This is a genomic window from Psychrobacter immobilis (genome assembly GCF_904846235.1).
Taxonomy (GTDB): domain Bacteria; phylum Pseudomonadota; class Gammaproteobacteria; order Pseudomonadales; family Moraxellaceae; genus Psychrobacter; species Psychrobacter immobilis_C.
In genome coordinates this window covers 1-15,135 of record NZ_CAJGZN010000028.1, presented here as the reverse complement: position 1 = coordinate 15,135, position 15,135 = coordinate 1, and the positions used below count along the sequence as shown (strand labels likewise).

At 43.4% G+C, this 15,135-nt stretch carries 13 protein-coding genes and 1 pseudogene; 6 read left to right on the top strand and 8 right to left on the bottom strand.

Features of this window, described 5'->3' with window-relative positions:
- A pseudogene (locus JMX07_RS12890) lies at positions 1-115 on the top strand (IS5/IS1182 family transposase); the annotation flags it as partial.
- A gap of 800 nt (positions 116-915) precedes the next feature.
- Here the strand turns inward: JMX07_RS12890 and JMX07_RS12885 are convergent.
- The 6 genes from JMX07_RS12885 to pheA all read right to left on the bottom strand — a co-directional run bounded on the left by JMX07_RS12885 (position 916) and on the right by pheA (position 7,955).
- On the bottom strand, positions 916-1,413 hold the full coding sequence (locus JMX07_RS12885; RefSeq protein ID WP_227684843.1) for a 2-amino-4-hydroxy-6-hydroxymethyldihydropteridine diphosphokinase: 498 nt from the start codon (positions 1,411-1,413) through the stop codon (positions 916-918).
- 25 nt (positions 1,414-1,438) lie between these two features.
- Positions 1,439-1,876, bottom strand: coding sequence for a dihydroneopterin aldolase (folB, locus tag JMX07_RS12880; RefSeq protein WP_101204462.1), 438 nt, complete (start codon positions 1,874-1,876; stop codon positions 1,439-1,441).
- Positions 1,877-1,918: 42 nt separating this feature from the next.
- Complete coding sequence (rarD, locus tag JMX07_RS12875; RefSeq protein ID WP_101204461.1) at positions 1,919-2,881, bottom strand: EamA family transporter RarD; 963 nt, start codon at positions 2,879-2,881, stop codon at positions 1,919-1,921.
- Between the two features lie 195 nt (positions 2,882-3,076).
- Entirely contained in the window at positions 3,077-5,410 is a 2,334-nt protein-coding gene (locus JMX07_RS12870) for a bifunctional prephenate dehydrogenase/3-phosphoshikimate 1-carboxyvinyltransferase (RefSeq protein ID WP_201608320.1), read from the bottom strand.
- Positions 5,411-5,520: 110 nt separating this feature from the next.
- The gene (hisC, locus tag JMX07_RS12865) at positions 5,521-6,663 is read right to left on the bottom strand and encodes a histidinol-phosphate transaminase (RefSeq protein WP_101204459.1); all 1,143 of its coding nucleotides are present in this window, start codon (positions 6,661-6,663) and stop codon (positions 5,521-5,523) included.
- A gap of 119 nt (positions 6,664-6,782) precedes the next feature.
- Entirely contained in the window at positions 6,783-7,955 is a 1,173-nt protein-coding gene (gene pheA, locus JMX07_RS12860) for a prephenate dehydratase (RefSeq protein ID WP_101204458.1), read from the bottom strand.
- A gap of 469 nt (positions 7,956-8,424) precedes the next feature.
- Here pheA and JMX07_RS12855 point away from each other — a divergent pair, with 469 nt between their 5' ends.
- Both JMX07_RS12855 and JMX07_RS12850 read left to right on the top strand, forming a co-directional pair.
- The gene (locus JMX07_RS12855) at positions 8,425-9,369 is read left to right on the top strand and encodes a transaldolase (RefSeq protein WP_201608318.1); all 945 of its coding nucleotides are present in this window, start codon (positions 8,425-8,427) and stop codon (positions 9,367-9,369) included.
- A 110-nt stretch (positions 9,370-9,479) separates the two neighbouring features.
- Complete coding sequence (locus JMX07_RS12850; protein ID WP_201608315.1) at positions 9,480-9,947, top strand: hypothetical protein; 468 nt, start codon at positions 9,480-9,482, stop codon at positions 9,945-9,947.
- Positions 9,948-10,096: 149 nt separating this feature from the next.
- Here JMX07_RS12850 and JMX07_RS12845 read toward each other — a convergent pair whose 3' ends face one another.
- A complete protein-coding gene (locus JMX07_RS12845; protein ID WP_101204455.1) occupies positions 10,097-10,663 on the bottom strand; it encodes an adenine phosphoribosyltransferase in 567 nt (188 codons plus the stop codon).
- Positions 10,664-11,028: 365 nt separating this feature from the next.
- On the opposite strand from JMX07_RS12845, the gene JMX07_RS12840 reads away from it, so the two are divergent.
- Positions 11,029-11,193: a rubredoxin gene (locus JMX07_RS12840; protein ID WP_057759803.1), complete on the top strand. Its 165-nt coding sequence runs from the start codon at positions 11,029-11,031 to the stop codon at positions 11,191-11,193.
- A 27-nt stretch (positions 11,194-11,220) separates the two neighbouring features.
- Positions 11,221-12,270: an alpha/beta fold hydrolase gene (locus JMX07_RS12835; protein ID WP_101204454.1), complete on the top strand. Its 1,050-nt coding sequence runs from the start codon at positions 11,221-11,223 to the stop codon at positions 12,268-12,270.
- A 320-nt stretch (positions 12,271-12,590) separates the two neighbouring features.
- Here the strand turns inward: JMX07_RS12835 and JMX07_RS12830 are convergent, their stop codons facing one another.
- Positions 12,591-13,613, bottom strand: coding sequence for a WG repeat-containing protein (locus JMX07_RS12830; RefSeq protein WP_201608313.1), 1,023 nt, complete (start codon positions 13,611-13,613; stop codon positions 12,591-12,593).
- 466 nt (positions 13,614-14,079) lie between these two features.
- Here JMX07_RS12830 and JMX07_RS12825 point away from each other — a divergent pair, with 466 nt between their 5' ends.
- Complete coding sequence (locus JMX07_RS12825; RefSeq protein WP_201608311.1) at positions 14,080-15,012, top strand: DMT family transporter; 933 nt, start codon at positions 14,080-14,082, stop codon at positions 15,010-15,012.
- The last annotated feature ends 123 nt before the right edge of the window (positions 15,013-15,135 follow it).

The following is a 15,135-nucleotide window of genomic DNA, read 5'->3' as shown; positions in this document are numbered from 1 at the left end:
GTTTGCAAGGCTTAAGCATTTTCGTAGTATCGCTACTCGCTATGAGAAGTTAGCGCGTAATTTTAAGTCAATGCTTTATCTGGCGTGTACTATCGTTCATTGTAAGATGAATTGAAGACACGCCCTAGTAATTAATAAATTGATATTGACATACTGAATGGGGTGGCACTTCTCTTTATTGTATTCAAGATATTGATAAAACTCGTCCCTCTGTTGACCATTCCACTTATATCCATAAGGCATATTTCCTGAAAACGTTCTATGACTCTCAACTTTATGACCATCTATGGTCAATCTTAATATCTTCATTTTACTTGTGTCGGTATAACTACTTCGTAGATACAAACACCCTTCCTTTATATTATTTGGTTTTTCTGCTTTTCTTTCAGCGATATAGCGCACACCCCAGACCTCAAAAATAAAGTATCCGCATAATAAAGTTATGATGATAAGTTTTTGATGTCCGAGATAGATACCGCGGATTTTTTTACTATAACTTTTCATCCTTCTCTTCTTATAATTTTTAGGTTTCATCAATAACTGGGGTTAGTTTAAAACTAGCTATATTTAAATGTAATAGACCAACGTTCTTTACCACAGGGTATTTATCTTCGGTAAGGGTTTTAAGGTGCTCGGAAGGCGTGTTATCGCAGGCAGATAAAGTAGATATAATGATTATTGCTACTAAACTCTTGATTATTTTTTTCTTCGAAAGGTTCATTGGTTTTTGCATAGGTAGTAGTATCTTGAGGATTACATCGTCACTTATACTAACAATTGCTTAGATAATCGCATAGTTTTTATTAGATTTTTGTCTAGGAAACTGATGCGCTGAGGCAGAGTGAATGCTGAATAGCGATAGTTTTAGGTGAAAAGATATAATAGCAGTTAAGATATGGCTACTCATTAGAAAAATTAGAGCTTGGTTAAAATCAATTCTTCAACCCCTGCTTCCTCATGAGCTTTAAATGGATAACGATCTGCCATTATTATCCAATCAGACATTGGTTTAGATACTAATTTCTTGCTTAGGCTATTATTTTCTTTTGATAATTTGATGAGCAAGATATCAATGTCTATCGTCACACGCCTTATTTGGTTAGGCTCAGTTTGTCGGCATCTATTACAATCGCCTTCAAGAGTTTTGAAGGTTTTCTGTAGTTGTTGTAGGCGCATCGGTGTGGTCAGTACTAGATGGACACATTGATTGGTATAGTCAGGTTTTGGCTGGTCTAAAGTCGCGGTAAAATCAGGATTTTGGAAGGCCGTAGACAATTGCACTGCACCTAGCGCTGCCAAGCGCTGCCGAGCAAGCGGGAGATACTTGTCGGCTTGATAATTACTACCTAGCGCTAACACTACCTCTACTACAGGCTGTGCTTGCACAGTCTCAGGTGCGCATTGTGTTAGCATTTCCAAATTCAAATCCACTGACGTTTTATGCATCATCAGCTTGGCTGACGTTAACTTCTTTGGCAGCTTCTTTAGTAGTTAGCTCGTTAGTTGATGCTGGCGCATAGCGCGTTATTTGCACCCCTACCGCATCAGCTTGGGCAATAGCGGTAGGCTTAGCAATGCTCAACGTTATTTTTTGACAGTCATATTTTGCGAATACCTTATCAGAGATCTGACCAGCCAAATGCTCAAGCAGCTTTGCTTGAATCTCTTTGCACCACTCGCTCACATCATCGCAGACTTCTTTATAGCTCAGCGCATCGCTGACATCATCTGACACAGTCGCACGGCTAATATCCGTTTCAAGCACGATATCAATGAGTAATGGCTGAGTGATAGCACGCTCCCAATCATAAACACCAATTACTGCCTCAACTTTTAGACCTTTTATAAATACAACATCAGACTGAGTATGAAACATGCTTTCATCCTTGTTTGCTAATTTTTTCCGTATTATTAATATTTACTTAACCGATTTTAGCGCTTCTTCACGTAGGCGCGCCGCTTTTAACACTTTACTTGGACGATGGCGCCACAGATCGATGCTAAATAATAGCAGACCTAACCAAATCAGACCAAATACTGCCAAACGTTGTGAATCGAACGGTTCTTTATAATAGAACACCGCCAAAAAGAAAATGAAGGTCGGCGTCAGATAATTCATGAAGCTCAGAATACTGTATGCAACGAGCTTGGTAGATTTATTGAATAATAAAAGTGGTATTAGCGTAATCGGACCTGCGATCATCAGTAGCCAAATGTTTGAGCTAAACCAAAAGCTCAGTTGGTGGCTTGCCACATCAGACTGCCAAAACCACCAAAGACATAACGGTACTAGCATTGCAGTCTCGACAAACATGGCATCGACAGCAGTCAATGGCGTTTGTCGTTGAATCGTCCCGTAAGTACTAAAACTAAATGCCAAAATCAATGATATCCACGGCAGACTACCAAGCATCACCACTTGAATGATGACAGACAACAGTGCAAATCCAATAGCGACCCACTGTAAAGGACGCAAACGCTCTTTGAATAAAATCATCGATAGCGCAACACCTACCAATGGCCCGATAAAGTAACCCAAACTGGCCTCAAGGATACGGTCTTGATTAACCGCCCATACATAGGTCAGCCAGTTGGTTGCGATAATTAACCCAGAGACCAGTGATAGCGCGATCCATCTTGGGTTTTGCTTGAGCGTTTCTATCCATCCCCAGCGTTTGGTAGCCACTAACACAATCAATAGGCAACAAAACGTCCAAGTGATACGGTGACCTATGATCTCCGTTGCATCATAATCAGATAGCTGCTTGAAGTATAACGGAAATCCACCCCAAATAAAGAACGCGATAAGCGCAGTAATAATGCCGCGTCTGGTTGTGGTGATTGGGGCAACGGGTTTTTTGATGACATTTTGGGTAGTCATAATATAGGACAACTTTTTAGAGCAAAGCGCACTCTCACCTAATTCTAATTATTATTGTCAATCGAATCGTGAGAGTGCAGGGTTACTACAGTGAGATTATAAGGTAAAAAGCAATGTACTCATGCCAATAGTGACATGAGTACATTGCTAACGATGTTAGATTAAATCTTTAAGAGTTAACGGTAGCTTAGCGACTTACTCAGCACCAGTATCCACTTGGATAGACATACCGATTTGGTTGGCAAGTTCAGCAAATCCTGGGAAACTGGTATTAACCGTTTCAACCCCTTCAATGGTAATTTGCTGGGATGCACGCAGACTGGCAACAGAGAAGCTCATTGCAATACGGTGATCATGATGCGAGACAATATGACCGCCACCAAAGACAGGTTGGTCATTGTTGACTTCACCGCTTTCAGTAGCGGCGCCTTTGCCTTCGATAATCAGACCATCATCAGTTACAGTACAATCAATACCAAGCGTATGTAATCCTTCTGCCATCACAGCGATACGATCTGACTCTTTGACACGCAGCTCCTTGGCACCAGTCAATACCGTACGACCTTGGGCACAGCTGGCTGCGATAAATAGCACAGGGAATTCATCAATCGCCAGTGGTACGAGATGCTCTGGTATTTCAATACCGACTAGGTTTGAGCTGCGAATCGTAATATCAGCAACTGGCTCGCCGCCCACATGTGTTTCATTGCTTAGGCTAATATCTGCATTCATTAATTTTAGAATATCAATGACGCCAGTACGCGTAGGGTTGATACCTACTTGGGTTAAGGTCAGCTCGCTGTCTTGACTGATGGCTGCTGCCACCATAAAAAACGCTGCAGATGAGATATCAGCAGGAACCGCGATATCGCCGCCTGTTAGTGTGCCGCCGCCAGTGACACTGATACGATTGCCTTCTACGGTTACCGGATAACCAAAGGCCGATAGCATACGCTCAGTATGGTCACGGCTGATCTCAGGCTGTGTGACCGTTGTCGTACCCTCGGCCCATAGACCTGCTAGTAGCAAACAAGACTTTACCTGAGCTGAAGCAACTGGCATATCATACTCAGCACCTTGTAATGGCTTACCAGCTGTATCACGACCAGTGATACTCAGCGGCGCAGTACCACTATGACCAGTGCTTTGGATAACGGCACCCATAGACCGTAACGGTGCCGCCACGCGCTCCATCGGGCGTTTATTCAAGCTAGTATCACCTGTCAGTACGCTATCAAATGATTGTGCTGCCAAAATACCAGATAGCAGGCGCATACTGGTACCAGAGTTACCCATATACAGTGGTGTTTTGCTAGGTTTTAAACCATTCATACCAACACCATGAATGGTCAAATTGCCATTATCAGGGCCTTCGATAGTCACACCCATGTCACGGAATGCTTGTAGCGTTGCTAGCGCATCTTCCCCTTCCAAAAACCCAGTCACATTTGTCACGCCTGTGGCAAGACTGCCGAGCATAATGCTGCGATGCGAGATAGATTTATCACCAGGAATCGCGATGGTGCCAGAAACAGTATTGCTAGGGGTAATATTATAAGAAGCTGACATAGCAGAAGTATCCGTATAAGGGGTGCTGGCTAACATATGGCCGAAATGTCGCCGTGCGGCTTGCGCGCGGCCCAAAAGTCCCATCAGGGCAGTTGAATCTTGATCAATGATAAGCTGGCGCATCGTCTGTAAATAGACACCATACTCATCAAGGGCGCTGACAATCGCGCTTTGGTTGGCAAAAAATATATCATGCCACATTTTAGGGTCACTGGCAGCGATACGCGTGAAATCGCGGAATCCACCAGCGGCATAACGAAACATATCTAAATTGTCATCATGGCTTGCCAATTGCTCAACCAAATTAAAGGCAAGTAAATGTGGCAAATGGCTGGTGTGCGCTAATATGCGGTCATGGTGCTCAGCATCCATTGACATGACATTTGCGCCTACTGATTCCCACAATAGTCGCAACTTTGCAATAGCAGTTGCACTGGTTGTCGGTAGCTCGCAAATAATGACGCTATGATTGACAAATAAACTGGCGCGGCGCGCATGATACCCTGAATTTTCAGCCCCAGCAATTGGATGCGCTGGCACCAATCCTGTCGGCAGCGAGCCGAACATTGCTTTAGCGGCATCAATGATATTGACCTTAGTGCTACAGACATCCGTCATGATGCAATCACTGGCAAGCTGTCCGTTATCTATCGCTTGTTTGATATCAACGAACACTGCTTGAACTGCCTGTACTGGCACTGCAATAATGATTAAATCACTGCCAGCGATGACGTCTTGTAAGTTTGCACTACCTGCATCTAGCAGACCATGCTCGATGGCTTCTGTGATACTTGGTGCATGTCTATCGACTGCTACCAGACGCGCGCTTAAGCCATTGTCTTTAATAGCTTGCGCAAAACTGGCACCAATCAGCCCAAGCCCAATCACACAAACTTGTTTGAATATAGGCGGCGTAGTATTTAGAGACGATTGAAGTTTATTATTTTTCTGACTACTCACGGCTTTTCTCGTTGGACACACTAAGACATAGATAGAGCCAGTCTTAGTGTTATAAATTTTAATGGCTAATTAAGAACAATTTTTAAATTACAAAGCACTTATAGATGCGCTTAGTCTTCAGTCAAAATAGAACGCAGAGTATCAATCAAACGCAGATTGTCTTCAGCCACACCTACTGTGATACGTAGCCAGTTAGGCAATCCGTAAGCATCCAACGGACGGACAATAACGCCTTGTTCAAGTAGTGCCTGATGGATAGAGGCAGCAGTTATATCTTCCATCTCAACCTGCACTTCGACCATAATAAAATTGGCATGCGACTTCACAAAACCCAGCCCTAGCGCGTCAAACTGCTTTTCTAACCAACGCATTTGCTCATCGTTTATCAGACGAGTTTTTTCGATAAAGTCTTGATCGGCAAGTGCAGCAGCAGCGGCAGCTAAACCAACACGGCTGACGTTAAATGGCTGACGAATTCGGTTTAGTAAATTCGCCACTGCCACCGAGCTTAGAGCATAACCGACGCGTAAACCTGCCAGCCCATAAGCTTTAGAAAAAGTACGCACAATAATGACATTATCGAACTCATTTAATAGTGCGCGGTTGTTACTCTCAGGACTATACTCGATATAAGCTTCATCTAGTACCACCAAGACTGAGCTTGGCACACTGGCAACGAACTGGCGCAGCTCTTTTTGCTCTAGCTGCGTACCCGTTGGATTATTCGGATTGGCAATAAAAACGATTTTGGTATTCGGATTATCTTGTACCGCTTGGCTCATGGCTTTTAGGTTGTGGCCAAAGCGCTGAGCAGGCACTTCAATGCCCGTGGCACCTTGCATCTTCGCTAGCATAGGATAAACCACAAAAGCATACTGGCTATAGACGATGGCATCATCAGCACCCACAAAGCTGCGTGCTAAAATATCGAGCAAATCATCAGAGCCATTACCTAAGGTAATTTGATTGGCATTGACATCGTTAAAGTCAGCCAGCGCTTGCTTTAGATAGTAACCATTGCCATCAGGATAACGTGACAACTGCCCTAGCTGCTCGGTCACTGCTAGCGTCACTCGTGGGGAGCATCCCATTGGATTCTCATTGCTAGCCAGCTTGACCACATCTGAGACACCATACTCACGTGTCAGCTCCTCAATTGGCTTACCGGTTTGATAAGGTGCCAATGCCAAAATACTGTCGTAAGCTGGCGTTAACGGCGATAGATCTGACGCGGTCAATTGAGTAGTCTGCATGGTTTATCCTTAGATGGTATCTATAAATGCTTTTTTTGAATACTATCTGCAAAAGCTAAGACCCATCTATTATGTATGAATACCAGTGAATAAGCCTATAGTTATCTATAGGTAGTCGCCTATAGGACAGCTTTTGGATATGAGCCCAATATGCGCAAATCTTTGACCAATGGACGAATATCATTGATGGCAGCGCTAACGTTTGGATCATTAACATGACCATTCATATCGATAAAGAATACGTATGCCCACTTGTTAGGACGCTCAGGACGCGTCTCAATACTGGTCATCGATACGCCATGATATGACAAAGGTTTCAAGATTTCGATCAGTGCGCCTGCTTTATCGTGAGCGGAGACGACGATAGAAGTTTTGTCTTGACCAGATGGCGCAATCGCCTCATGACCGATAATAAGGAAGCGTGTGGTGTTACTTGGATTGTCTTCAATATTTGAGTAGAGCTTATGTAAGCCATACTCTGCAACAGCGACATCACCTGCAATCGCAGCTGAATGCCATTCGTTTTTAAGGCGGCGAGCAGCTTCACCATTGCTTGATACTGCCACACGTTCGACATTAGGGAAGTTTACATCTAGCCAATGACGGCACTGAGCAAGCGACTGCTGGTGTGAATAAATACGGCTCAAGCCATCAATCTTAGTATGCTCAGCAACTAAGAAGTTTTGATGAATTGGCAGTTCAACTTCGCCAATGATTTTCAAAGTAGAAGATAAGAAACCATCTAGAGTATGGTTGACGACGCCTTCTGAAGAGTTTTCAACAGGGACCACGCCATACATCGCTGTACCCGCTTCGACTTCGCGGAACACATCAGTAATGGTTGTCATTGGCACAGTATCAGCGGCTTTACCAAAGTGCTTGAGCGCAGCGGCATGCGTAAAGGTGCCGACAGGGCCCAAGAAGGAAATACGCTGCGGCGCTTCTAAATCCAAGCATACTGACATGATTTCACGAAACAAGCGCGCCATTTTTTCATCAGCAATGGGACCTGCATTACGCTCCATGACAGCTTTTAGTACCTGTGCTTCACGTTCAGGGCGGTAAAAGATAGGATTGCTATTGTCATCAGCAGCGGTATGATTTTTCTTTACCATGGCTACTTGCTGAGCCAACTTTGCACGGTTGTTGATTAACGTTTGGATCTCACAGTCTACTGCGTCAATATTTTGGCGAATATTGTCTAAAAACTCTTTTTCAGTTGCGGTATCGCTAGCGCCTGTAGTGGTTTGATTTAGATTATCCATTGTTTGCTCTGGTGACTGCTCGCTCATTACCGCCCATCCTTTTTAGATTTTATCGCTGTTAGATATTACTATTATTTAAATATTGCTATTACATTGCTATAACTTAGGTAGCTCTATTGCCAAATCTGACTGTTTGCTGTTTTTAGTTAAAGGCTGATGATAGAAACTATGTTCAAAATCAACCTCAAAACAGTCTATCAAAAACACCTTATATTGCTAGTGCCATTTGGCGTTAATGCTATATTTACTGCCAAATACAGCAGCTTGATACATAGCCGGCTCTACTATAGCAAAAACTAAGGTCAGTGCCCATGCGTAAATGCGTATAAATATACCAACTGTTATTAATATTAGCACAGTTGAGCCAGATAACAGTGACGCATAGCATAACTATGAGGCAACACCTGCCCAAAACTGTGTTACAGTTCCAGTTCAGCTCCCTACCCTGTTATATATAAGAGGAGCATCATATGATTAATAAAAAAAAGGATACCTGATGAGCGCATTACAACAGCTACGCACTATGACCACGATTGTTGCTGATACTGGTGACCTTGCCGCTATTGCCCGTTTAAAACCTATCGATGCAACCACCAACCCAAGCCTTATTACCAAGGCTCTGATTCATCCTGACAACCAAGGCATGTTGTCAGAGACCATGAGCCGTCACAATGGTGACGTGGATGCCGTGATCGATGCGCTGACCATTCAGGTTGGCTGCGATATTTTAGAGCTGATCGAAGGCCGAGTCTCTACCGAAGTGGACGCTCGCTTATCTTATGATACTCAAGCGACGATAGATAAGGCACTGGCCTTTATGGATGCTTACCAAAAAGCGGGCGTCGATTCAGAGCGAGTATTGATCAAAATGGCGGCAACTTGGCAAGGTATCGAGGCAGCACGCTATCTTGAGACTCAAAATATCCACTGCAACCTGACCTTACTATTTGGACAACACCAAGCGATTGCCTGTGCAGATGCTGGCGTGACCCTGATATCACCTTTCGTTGGCCGTATTCTAGATTGGCAAAAACGCCAACAAAGCCGTCAAAACGTACCGGCTTCTGATGACATGGGCGTACAGTCAGTCAAGCTCATTTATCAGTATTACAAACAGCACGGTTACGAGACACAAGTGATGGGCGCTAGTTTCCGCTCTACCGAGCAAATTTTGGCATTGGCAGGTTGTGACTTGTTGACGATAGCTCCCAACCTCATTGATGAATTGGCAGTCATGGATACCGAGGTAACTCGCCAACTGTCTCCAAGCATGTCGATGGATATGAAAGCGATGACTCAAGTAAGCTTAACGCATGAAGAGTTTAGTGCTGCGTATCAGCAAGACAAGGTTACACAGGACTTATTACCTAAGGGAATTGACGGCTTTATCGGGGCGCGTGACGAGCTAGCCAAGACATTGGCAGCTATTCGCGGACAATAATAGCCACACGACAAAGCACGACGGATACTGAGCTGGCACAAAAGATATTTGCCTACTAATAGTAAGTTGGCTATCATTACCTACTTCAAATGACAAGAAGCAAGGCTTATATGAAACGGCTATCAATATTATTGGCAGGCAGTGCTTTAGCGATCAGTGCCCAGGCAGTCAACTGGGTAAAGGTGTCCGAGAGCGGCTCTGGATCAATTTTTAGTATAGATTTGGATTCTATTGAAAGCTCTGACATCAGTATCATAGATGAAAAAGACGTCGAAAATATCACGGTATCTATCCTTAGAACCTATCCTAAAGACACAGATGCCGATAAAGATGACTCGAAGGAAGAAAAAAGCAATATTGACCATAGTGAGCAGCAACTACTCATTTCATGTAAAGACGCCAGTTACTATAGACGAGCCTTTGTTAACTACGATGCTGAAGGCAAAGTAACCAAGTCATGGCAGTCAGAAAAACCAATATTGACCACAAAAGATTTTAAAGTCACCACCCCAAAGACAGTCGGTCGTACGGTGATAGAGCAGTCTTGTAAGGACTACGAACAAGACGAAGAGCAATAAATACAGCCTATTTAACACAATACTAAAAAACATCAATACAGTATCGAAAAAGCGCCCTGACATAGTATCAGGGCGCTTTTTATTTGGAGAATCGTTTAACTATATCAACAATACAACCTGTCTAGTAGTCAAAGAAACTGCCATTCATTTTAAGCTTTGAGTACCGTATAGACAGGTACTGGGAACTCGCCATGCAAGTCGACCAAGTCCAGTAACACTAACGCACCGACCACAGTATGGTCAGCCGATTGACACAGCTCGTAAGCGGTAGTCAACGTACCACCAGTCGCCAAGATATCATCGACCAATAGTACGCGCTCAGGCGGTAGATTGTTTTGCATCTCAAGCGTGTCTTTACCATATTCCAGTGCATAGGCTTTGTTGGCAACCGGTGGCGGCAGCTTACCTGGTTTACGTAGTAAGATCATGCCTTTGCCCAGACGACCTGCTAGCATACTGGCAAATACAAAACCGCGCGCTTCTACCGCACCCAGACAATCTACCTCGTCCATAAGCCCTTCTGGCAATGCAGCAAGTAGCGCATCGATAACAGCGTCAATATGACTGCGCAGTAATGGGGTAATGTCATAAAAATCAATGCCAGCTTTTGGAAAGTCTGGTACTGTGCGAATAATCTGCCAAAACGGATGGTCAGTATTGAGCATATGAGACGTCTCATTGTTGGTGGCGGATGTGGCGGCGGCATTGGTACTCATGATGACCCTTAGCTTATGTATTTAGATGGTTTAGTTAGTTTAGATAAGACAACAACTGGATGATATATCAGCGATAAATGCTAAGCATTACTGTGAATTTAGCGGCGATTATTATAGCATAATTGGTTTTCGTATGGCGGGCTGGCGTCCAGTCTCGTTATTAAGCGCTAATAAGGTAACGTATGTGATTGACTTGATAAAAGAAAAGTCATCTCAATATACAAGTGTAAACTTAACTATGAAAATTGCGGTTATATGCTAAACTACGTGCGTTTTTGCAGTCTAATATAATAGCTGTAATATTAAAAATGAGCGTTTATAGCACGCTGTAACTGTAATACTGGTAATGATCGATAGGACTATTTATGAAACGTTATGAATGTATTGTCTGCGGCTGGATATATGATGAGGCGCTTGGCTGCCCAGAAGAAGGTATCGCACCTGGTACTAAGTGGGAAGACATCCCTGATGACTGGACTTGCCCTGAGTGCGGTGTCGGCAAGCTTGATTTTGAGATGCTTGAGCTGTAGTAGATGACCCTCTAATTAGGACACTTCATGACAAAATCAAATGACATCAATAGTGCCAAATTGCCTGAAACGCTAGATAACAATCTAGAAGATCATCTGAATAACTACCCTACTCCTGAGTGGCGCAAGTTTGGGGAGCATCAATGGCGCGACTCTGACTTGAGTAAGCACCTTCGTCAAGCAATGATTGACATCGGTGATGGTATTGAGTTGTGTGTCGAAGCTGGCGGTAATCCCAATAATCCACCACTGCTGATGATCATGGGGCTAGGCTCACAAATGATATTTTGGCCAGACAATTTTATTAAGCGCTTTATCGATGCTGGTTTTTTTGTGATTCGTTTTGATAATCGTGATATCGGCTTGTCTTCTAAAGTACAGATAGAAGGCTTGCCGCGTATTAGCCAGCTCAAAATGATGGTACGTCTACAGACAGGGCTGTCTAACAAAAGCACGCAGGTTGCTTATAACTTGACGGACATGGCTGAAGACACCGCACGTCTAATTAAAGCACTCAAGCTCGGTAAGACACATCTGATTGGGGCTTCAATGGGCGGTATGATTGCACAAATCGTGGCGGCACGTTATCCAAGCTTAGTGCAGCGAATGGCGCTTATGTTCACCACGACTAATCGTGCGTTTTTGAAGCCGCCCAAGCCTAAACAGCTATATACCCTTATCAATCGTCCAGAGAGCCACTCTGAGCGTGATATCGTGCGTCATAGCGTTTGGTTTATGAAGACCGTTGGTACACCAGGTCATGTGAATGTGCGTATGGTCCGTGAAATCGCCAAGATTCGCTATCAGCGCAATTTTCACCCGCTTGGTACAGTACAGCAGCTCAATGCTATCTTGGCATCAGGCTCTATCAGTCGGTTTAGTAAGCAAGTCAAAGCACCAACGATTGTATTACATGGTAGCGCTGACGGACTCCTGCCTGCCTCACAGGGCCGAGTCGTTGCCAAGACCATCCCTAATGCTACGTTCCATCTCATCGAAGGCATGGCACACGATATTCCAGAGTATTATCAGCCTTATATGGTTGACTTAATCAGTAATCACTTATCGAGCAACTAGCTGTAGAAGACTAAGCCTTGTCTTCGATTCAATCGATAGTCATCTAAGTGAGCTAAAAGCATTAGTGTTAAAAAAAGAGTGTAAAACCTATCGAAAACTCATAGGTTTTACACTCTTTTTTATTGCCTATTTAATCCTAGGGCGTGTCCTCAATTCAATCGATAGTTATCTAAATGGGTTAAAAATGGCTAAATCTTGCCAAACAGCGTCAAATAGCTGGTTAATATCTCGATATTATCTGCGCTATTTTCCTTGTTTGACTGCGATTTATCTCATTTTTATCACCACTCTTAAAACGAGGACACGCCCTAGTAATTGCATCAATCACAAGCGACACCAGCCCCTTCCTTATCTATACACATTTTATTCCCATTCTTTAGGTTACCAATCCACGCCTTACCACCTGTAAATACAAAGGATGGTTTGCCCTGATAGCTATCGTTAGCGTTCACACCACTATTAGCAAAGCGAAAAGGAATCACCAGCTCACCGCCTAAATTGACAAAGCCCCACTCTTCACCGATACACACGCCAGCATATTCCTCAGAAAACGGACGCACTTCATCAAATGAGTACGTAATCATCGTGACATTATTGTCATCGACGAAACCCCATTTACCATCTTGCTGACGCGATTGAAGTGTCGTAAAACGCGCCGGTGCAGACTGTAATGCTGTGCTAGATTTTTCGTTAGAAGAAGTAGGTTTATTCACTGCCTGAGTGTTATTCTGGGCATTCGGATCACTCGCCGCATTGCCGTTTTTATCCACCCAACTGGTTGCACGACCTTTACGTACACGCGCTACTCCATTACGATAATTATCGATATCATCAATCGCTGCAGAAAATGAGACAACGGTACTATTGGCTGTGTTAATCACACCATAGTTACCCTCTTTTTTTACCACGATACGCCCATCCGATACAGGCCGCGCCCAACCTTGACTCTCTGTCAATATATCGTACATGGCAGGCACGACTTCGCGGCCCTGCATATTGAGATAACCGACGCGACTGTTACGCAGTACAGGCAACAGTCCACCTGACAGTTTATCGGCATCGACTTTTTGATAACGCGATAAATCAACGACTCGTTTGCCTTTTTTATCGATTAAAGCCACTGGCGCACCAAAATCTTTGATCGCCAAAAAGTAACTGCTACTAGCCGTGCAGGAGACGTTTTTGTAATAACTTTTTGGGCTTTTACAGCTGGCGGCATGTGCGCTAGGCATCAAAAACAATGCGCTAGATAGCATCGTCACGACGACACTGTATTGCGATATTTTTGGTAGCAAGCCAGACAATGTATGTGGCTGTTTTTTTGATAGCAATCGTTGAAGCATAAATAAACCTAGACAAATAATATAGATTGTTTGGTATAACAAATCAGACGTTAAGTACATTATATCGTCAATCTACTATACATGTGTTGCCGCGTTAATGTCGCTTAAAGTGCTCCACACATATCCTCCCTACAAATATATCACTTGTATACATTATGCTCTTTTATACTCTTATGAATCGACGCTCTGATACAAATATTTTGATACAAATACCATTACCCAATTGTCATAAGTCTATTGTGAAAAACGTAGCTATATCAGATGCTTTGGTTATTTATTTGCGTCTAACGTGCCCAATAATTTTCCTTACAGCGATAGTATCTGTATTCACCGTAATAAATTATGGTTTTGCCATTTCATTTTGCACTTAAAACCACGACAATATGGCTCTATGTCAACATAAGTTCTGACATGATGCAATGATAATAAGAATGCTGTTATTCAAATACTGTTATAAGGACAAATTATGGCTATTGCTTCAACGCGATCTGCTCCTATTGGCTTAGTCATTGGTTGTATCATTTTTGGATTGGGCAGCTTAATTGTCGCTCACGTCGATATTGGTGGTTGGGCCATGTCGTTTTGGCGATTGGCTGTTTCTGGTATTGTATTTGCGGTATTGGCTAAGATAATGGGCCAACGAATGCCCAAATCAAGACGCGCCATTTTTTATGCGCTACTATCAGGGGCGTTTTTAGGATTAGATTTGGCGCTGTGGCATGAGAGTATTTATGCGGTTGGGCCTGGTATTTCGACGCTGCTTAATAGTCTGCAAATATTTTTCTTGGCCGCGATTGGGTTTATGTATTTCAATGAGCGTCAGTCTATCGTACAGCTTATTAGTTTGTTTTTAGCCATGATAGGCGTGGCAATGATAGGTAGCCCTGAATTCGCACACAATACCGCTGCGACTTGGGGCTTTGTCACTGGGATTGTATCTGGTACCATGCTAGCGGCTTCGATGACCTTTATCCGCAAAACGCACGATACGGAACCGACGCCTATATTTATGTTAATGCAGCTAATCAGTATCGGCGGCGTCTTAGCCATGATTGTACCGATGTTTGTATTTGACACAGGTAATATTCTGCCCAATACATGGTCTGAGATTGGCTGGGTACTTATCTATGGTACAGTGATGCAATGCTTGGCATGGGGCTTGATTGCCTACTCTATTCCTAAACTATCTCTGGCACTGACTGGACTGCTATTATTGACTGAACCTATTGCAGCCCTTGTCATTGACTATAGCTGGCTGGACAAGCCGATTAACACTTTACAGTGGAGTGGCGCATTATTAACGATGTTTGCTATTTACTTAGGCTCATTGAAGCCAAAGCCACGCGCCCTTCGCCGCTATCGGTTTTTTTCAAGATTTTATAAGCGAGATTATAAATAACCCCAGTTCGGGATAAGGGCTCAAAAAAAAAATAAAAAAAGAAGTCCGAAGTTGCTAAAGTAAGTTTACCAAGACAAACTTCACAACAAGGACTTCTTACATGGACAACCTAACCGAACTATA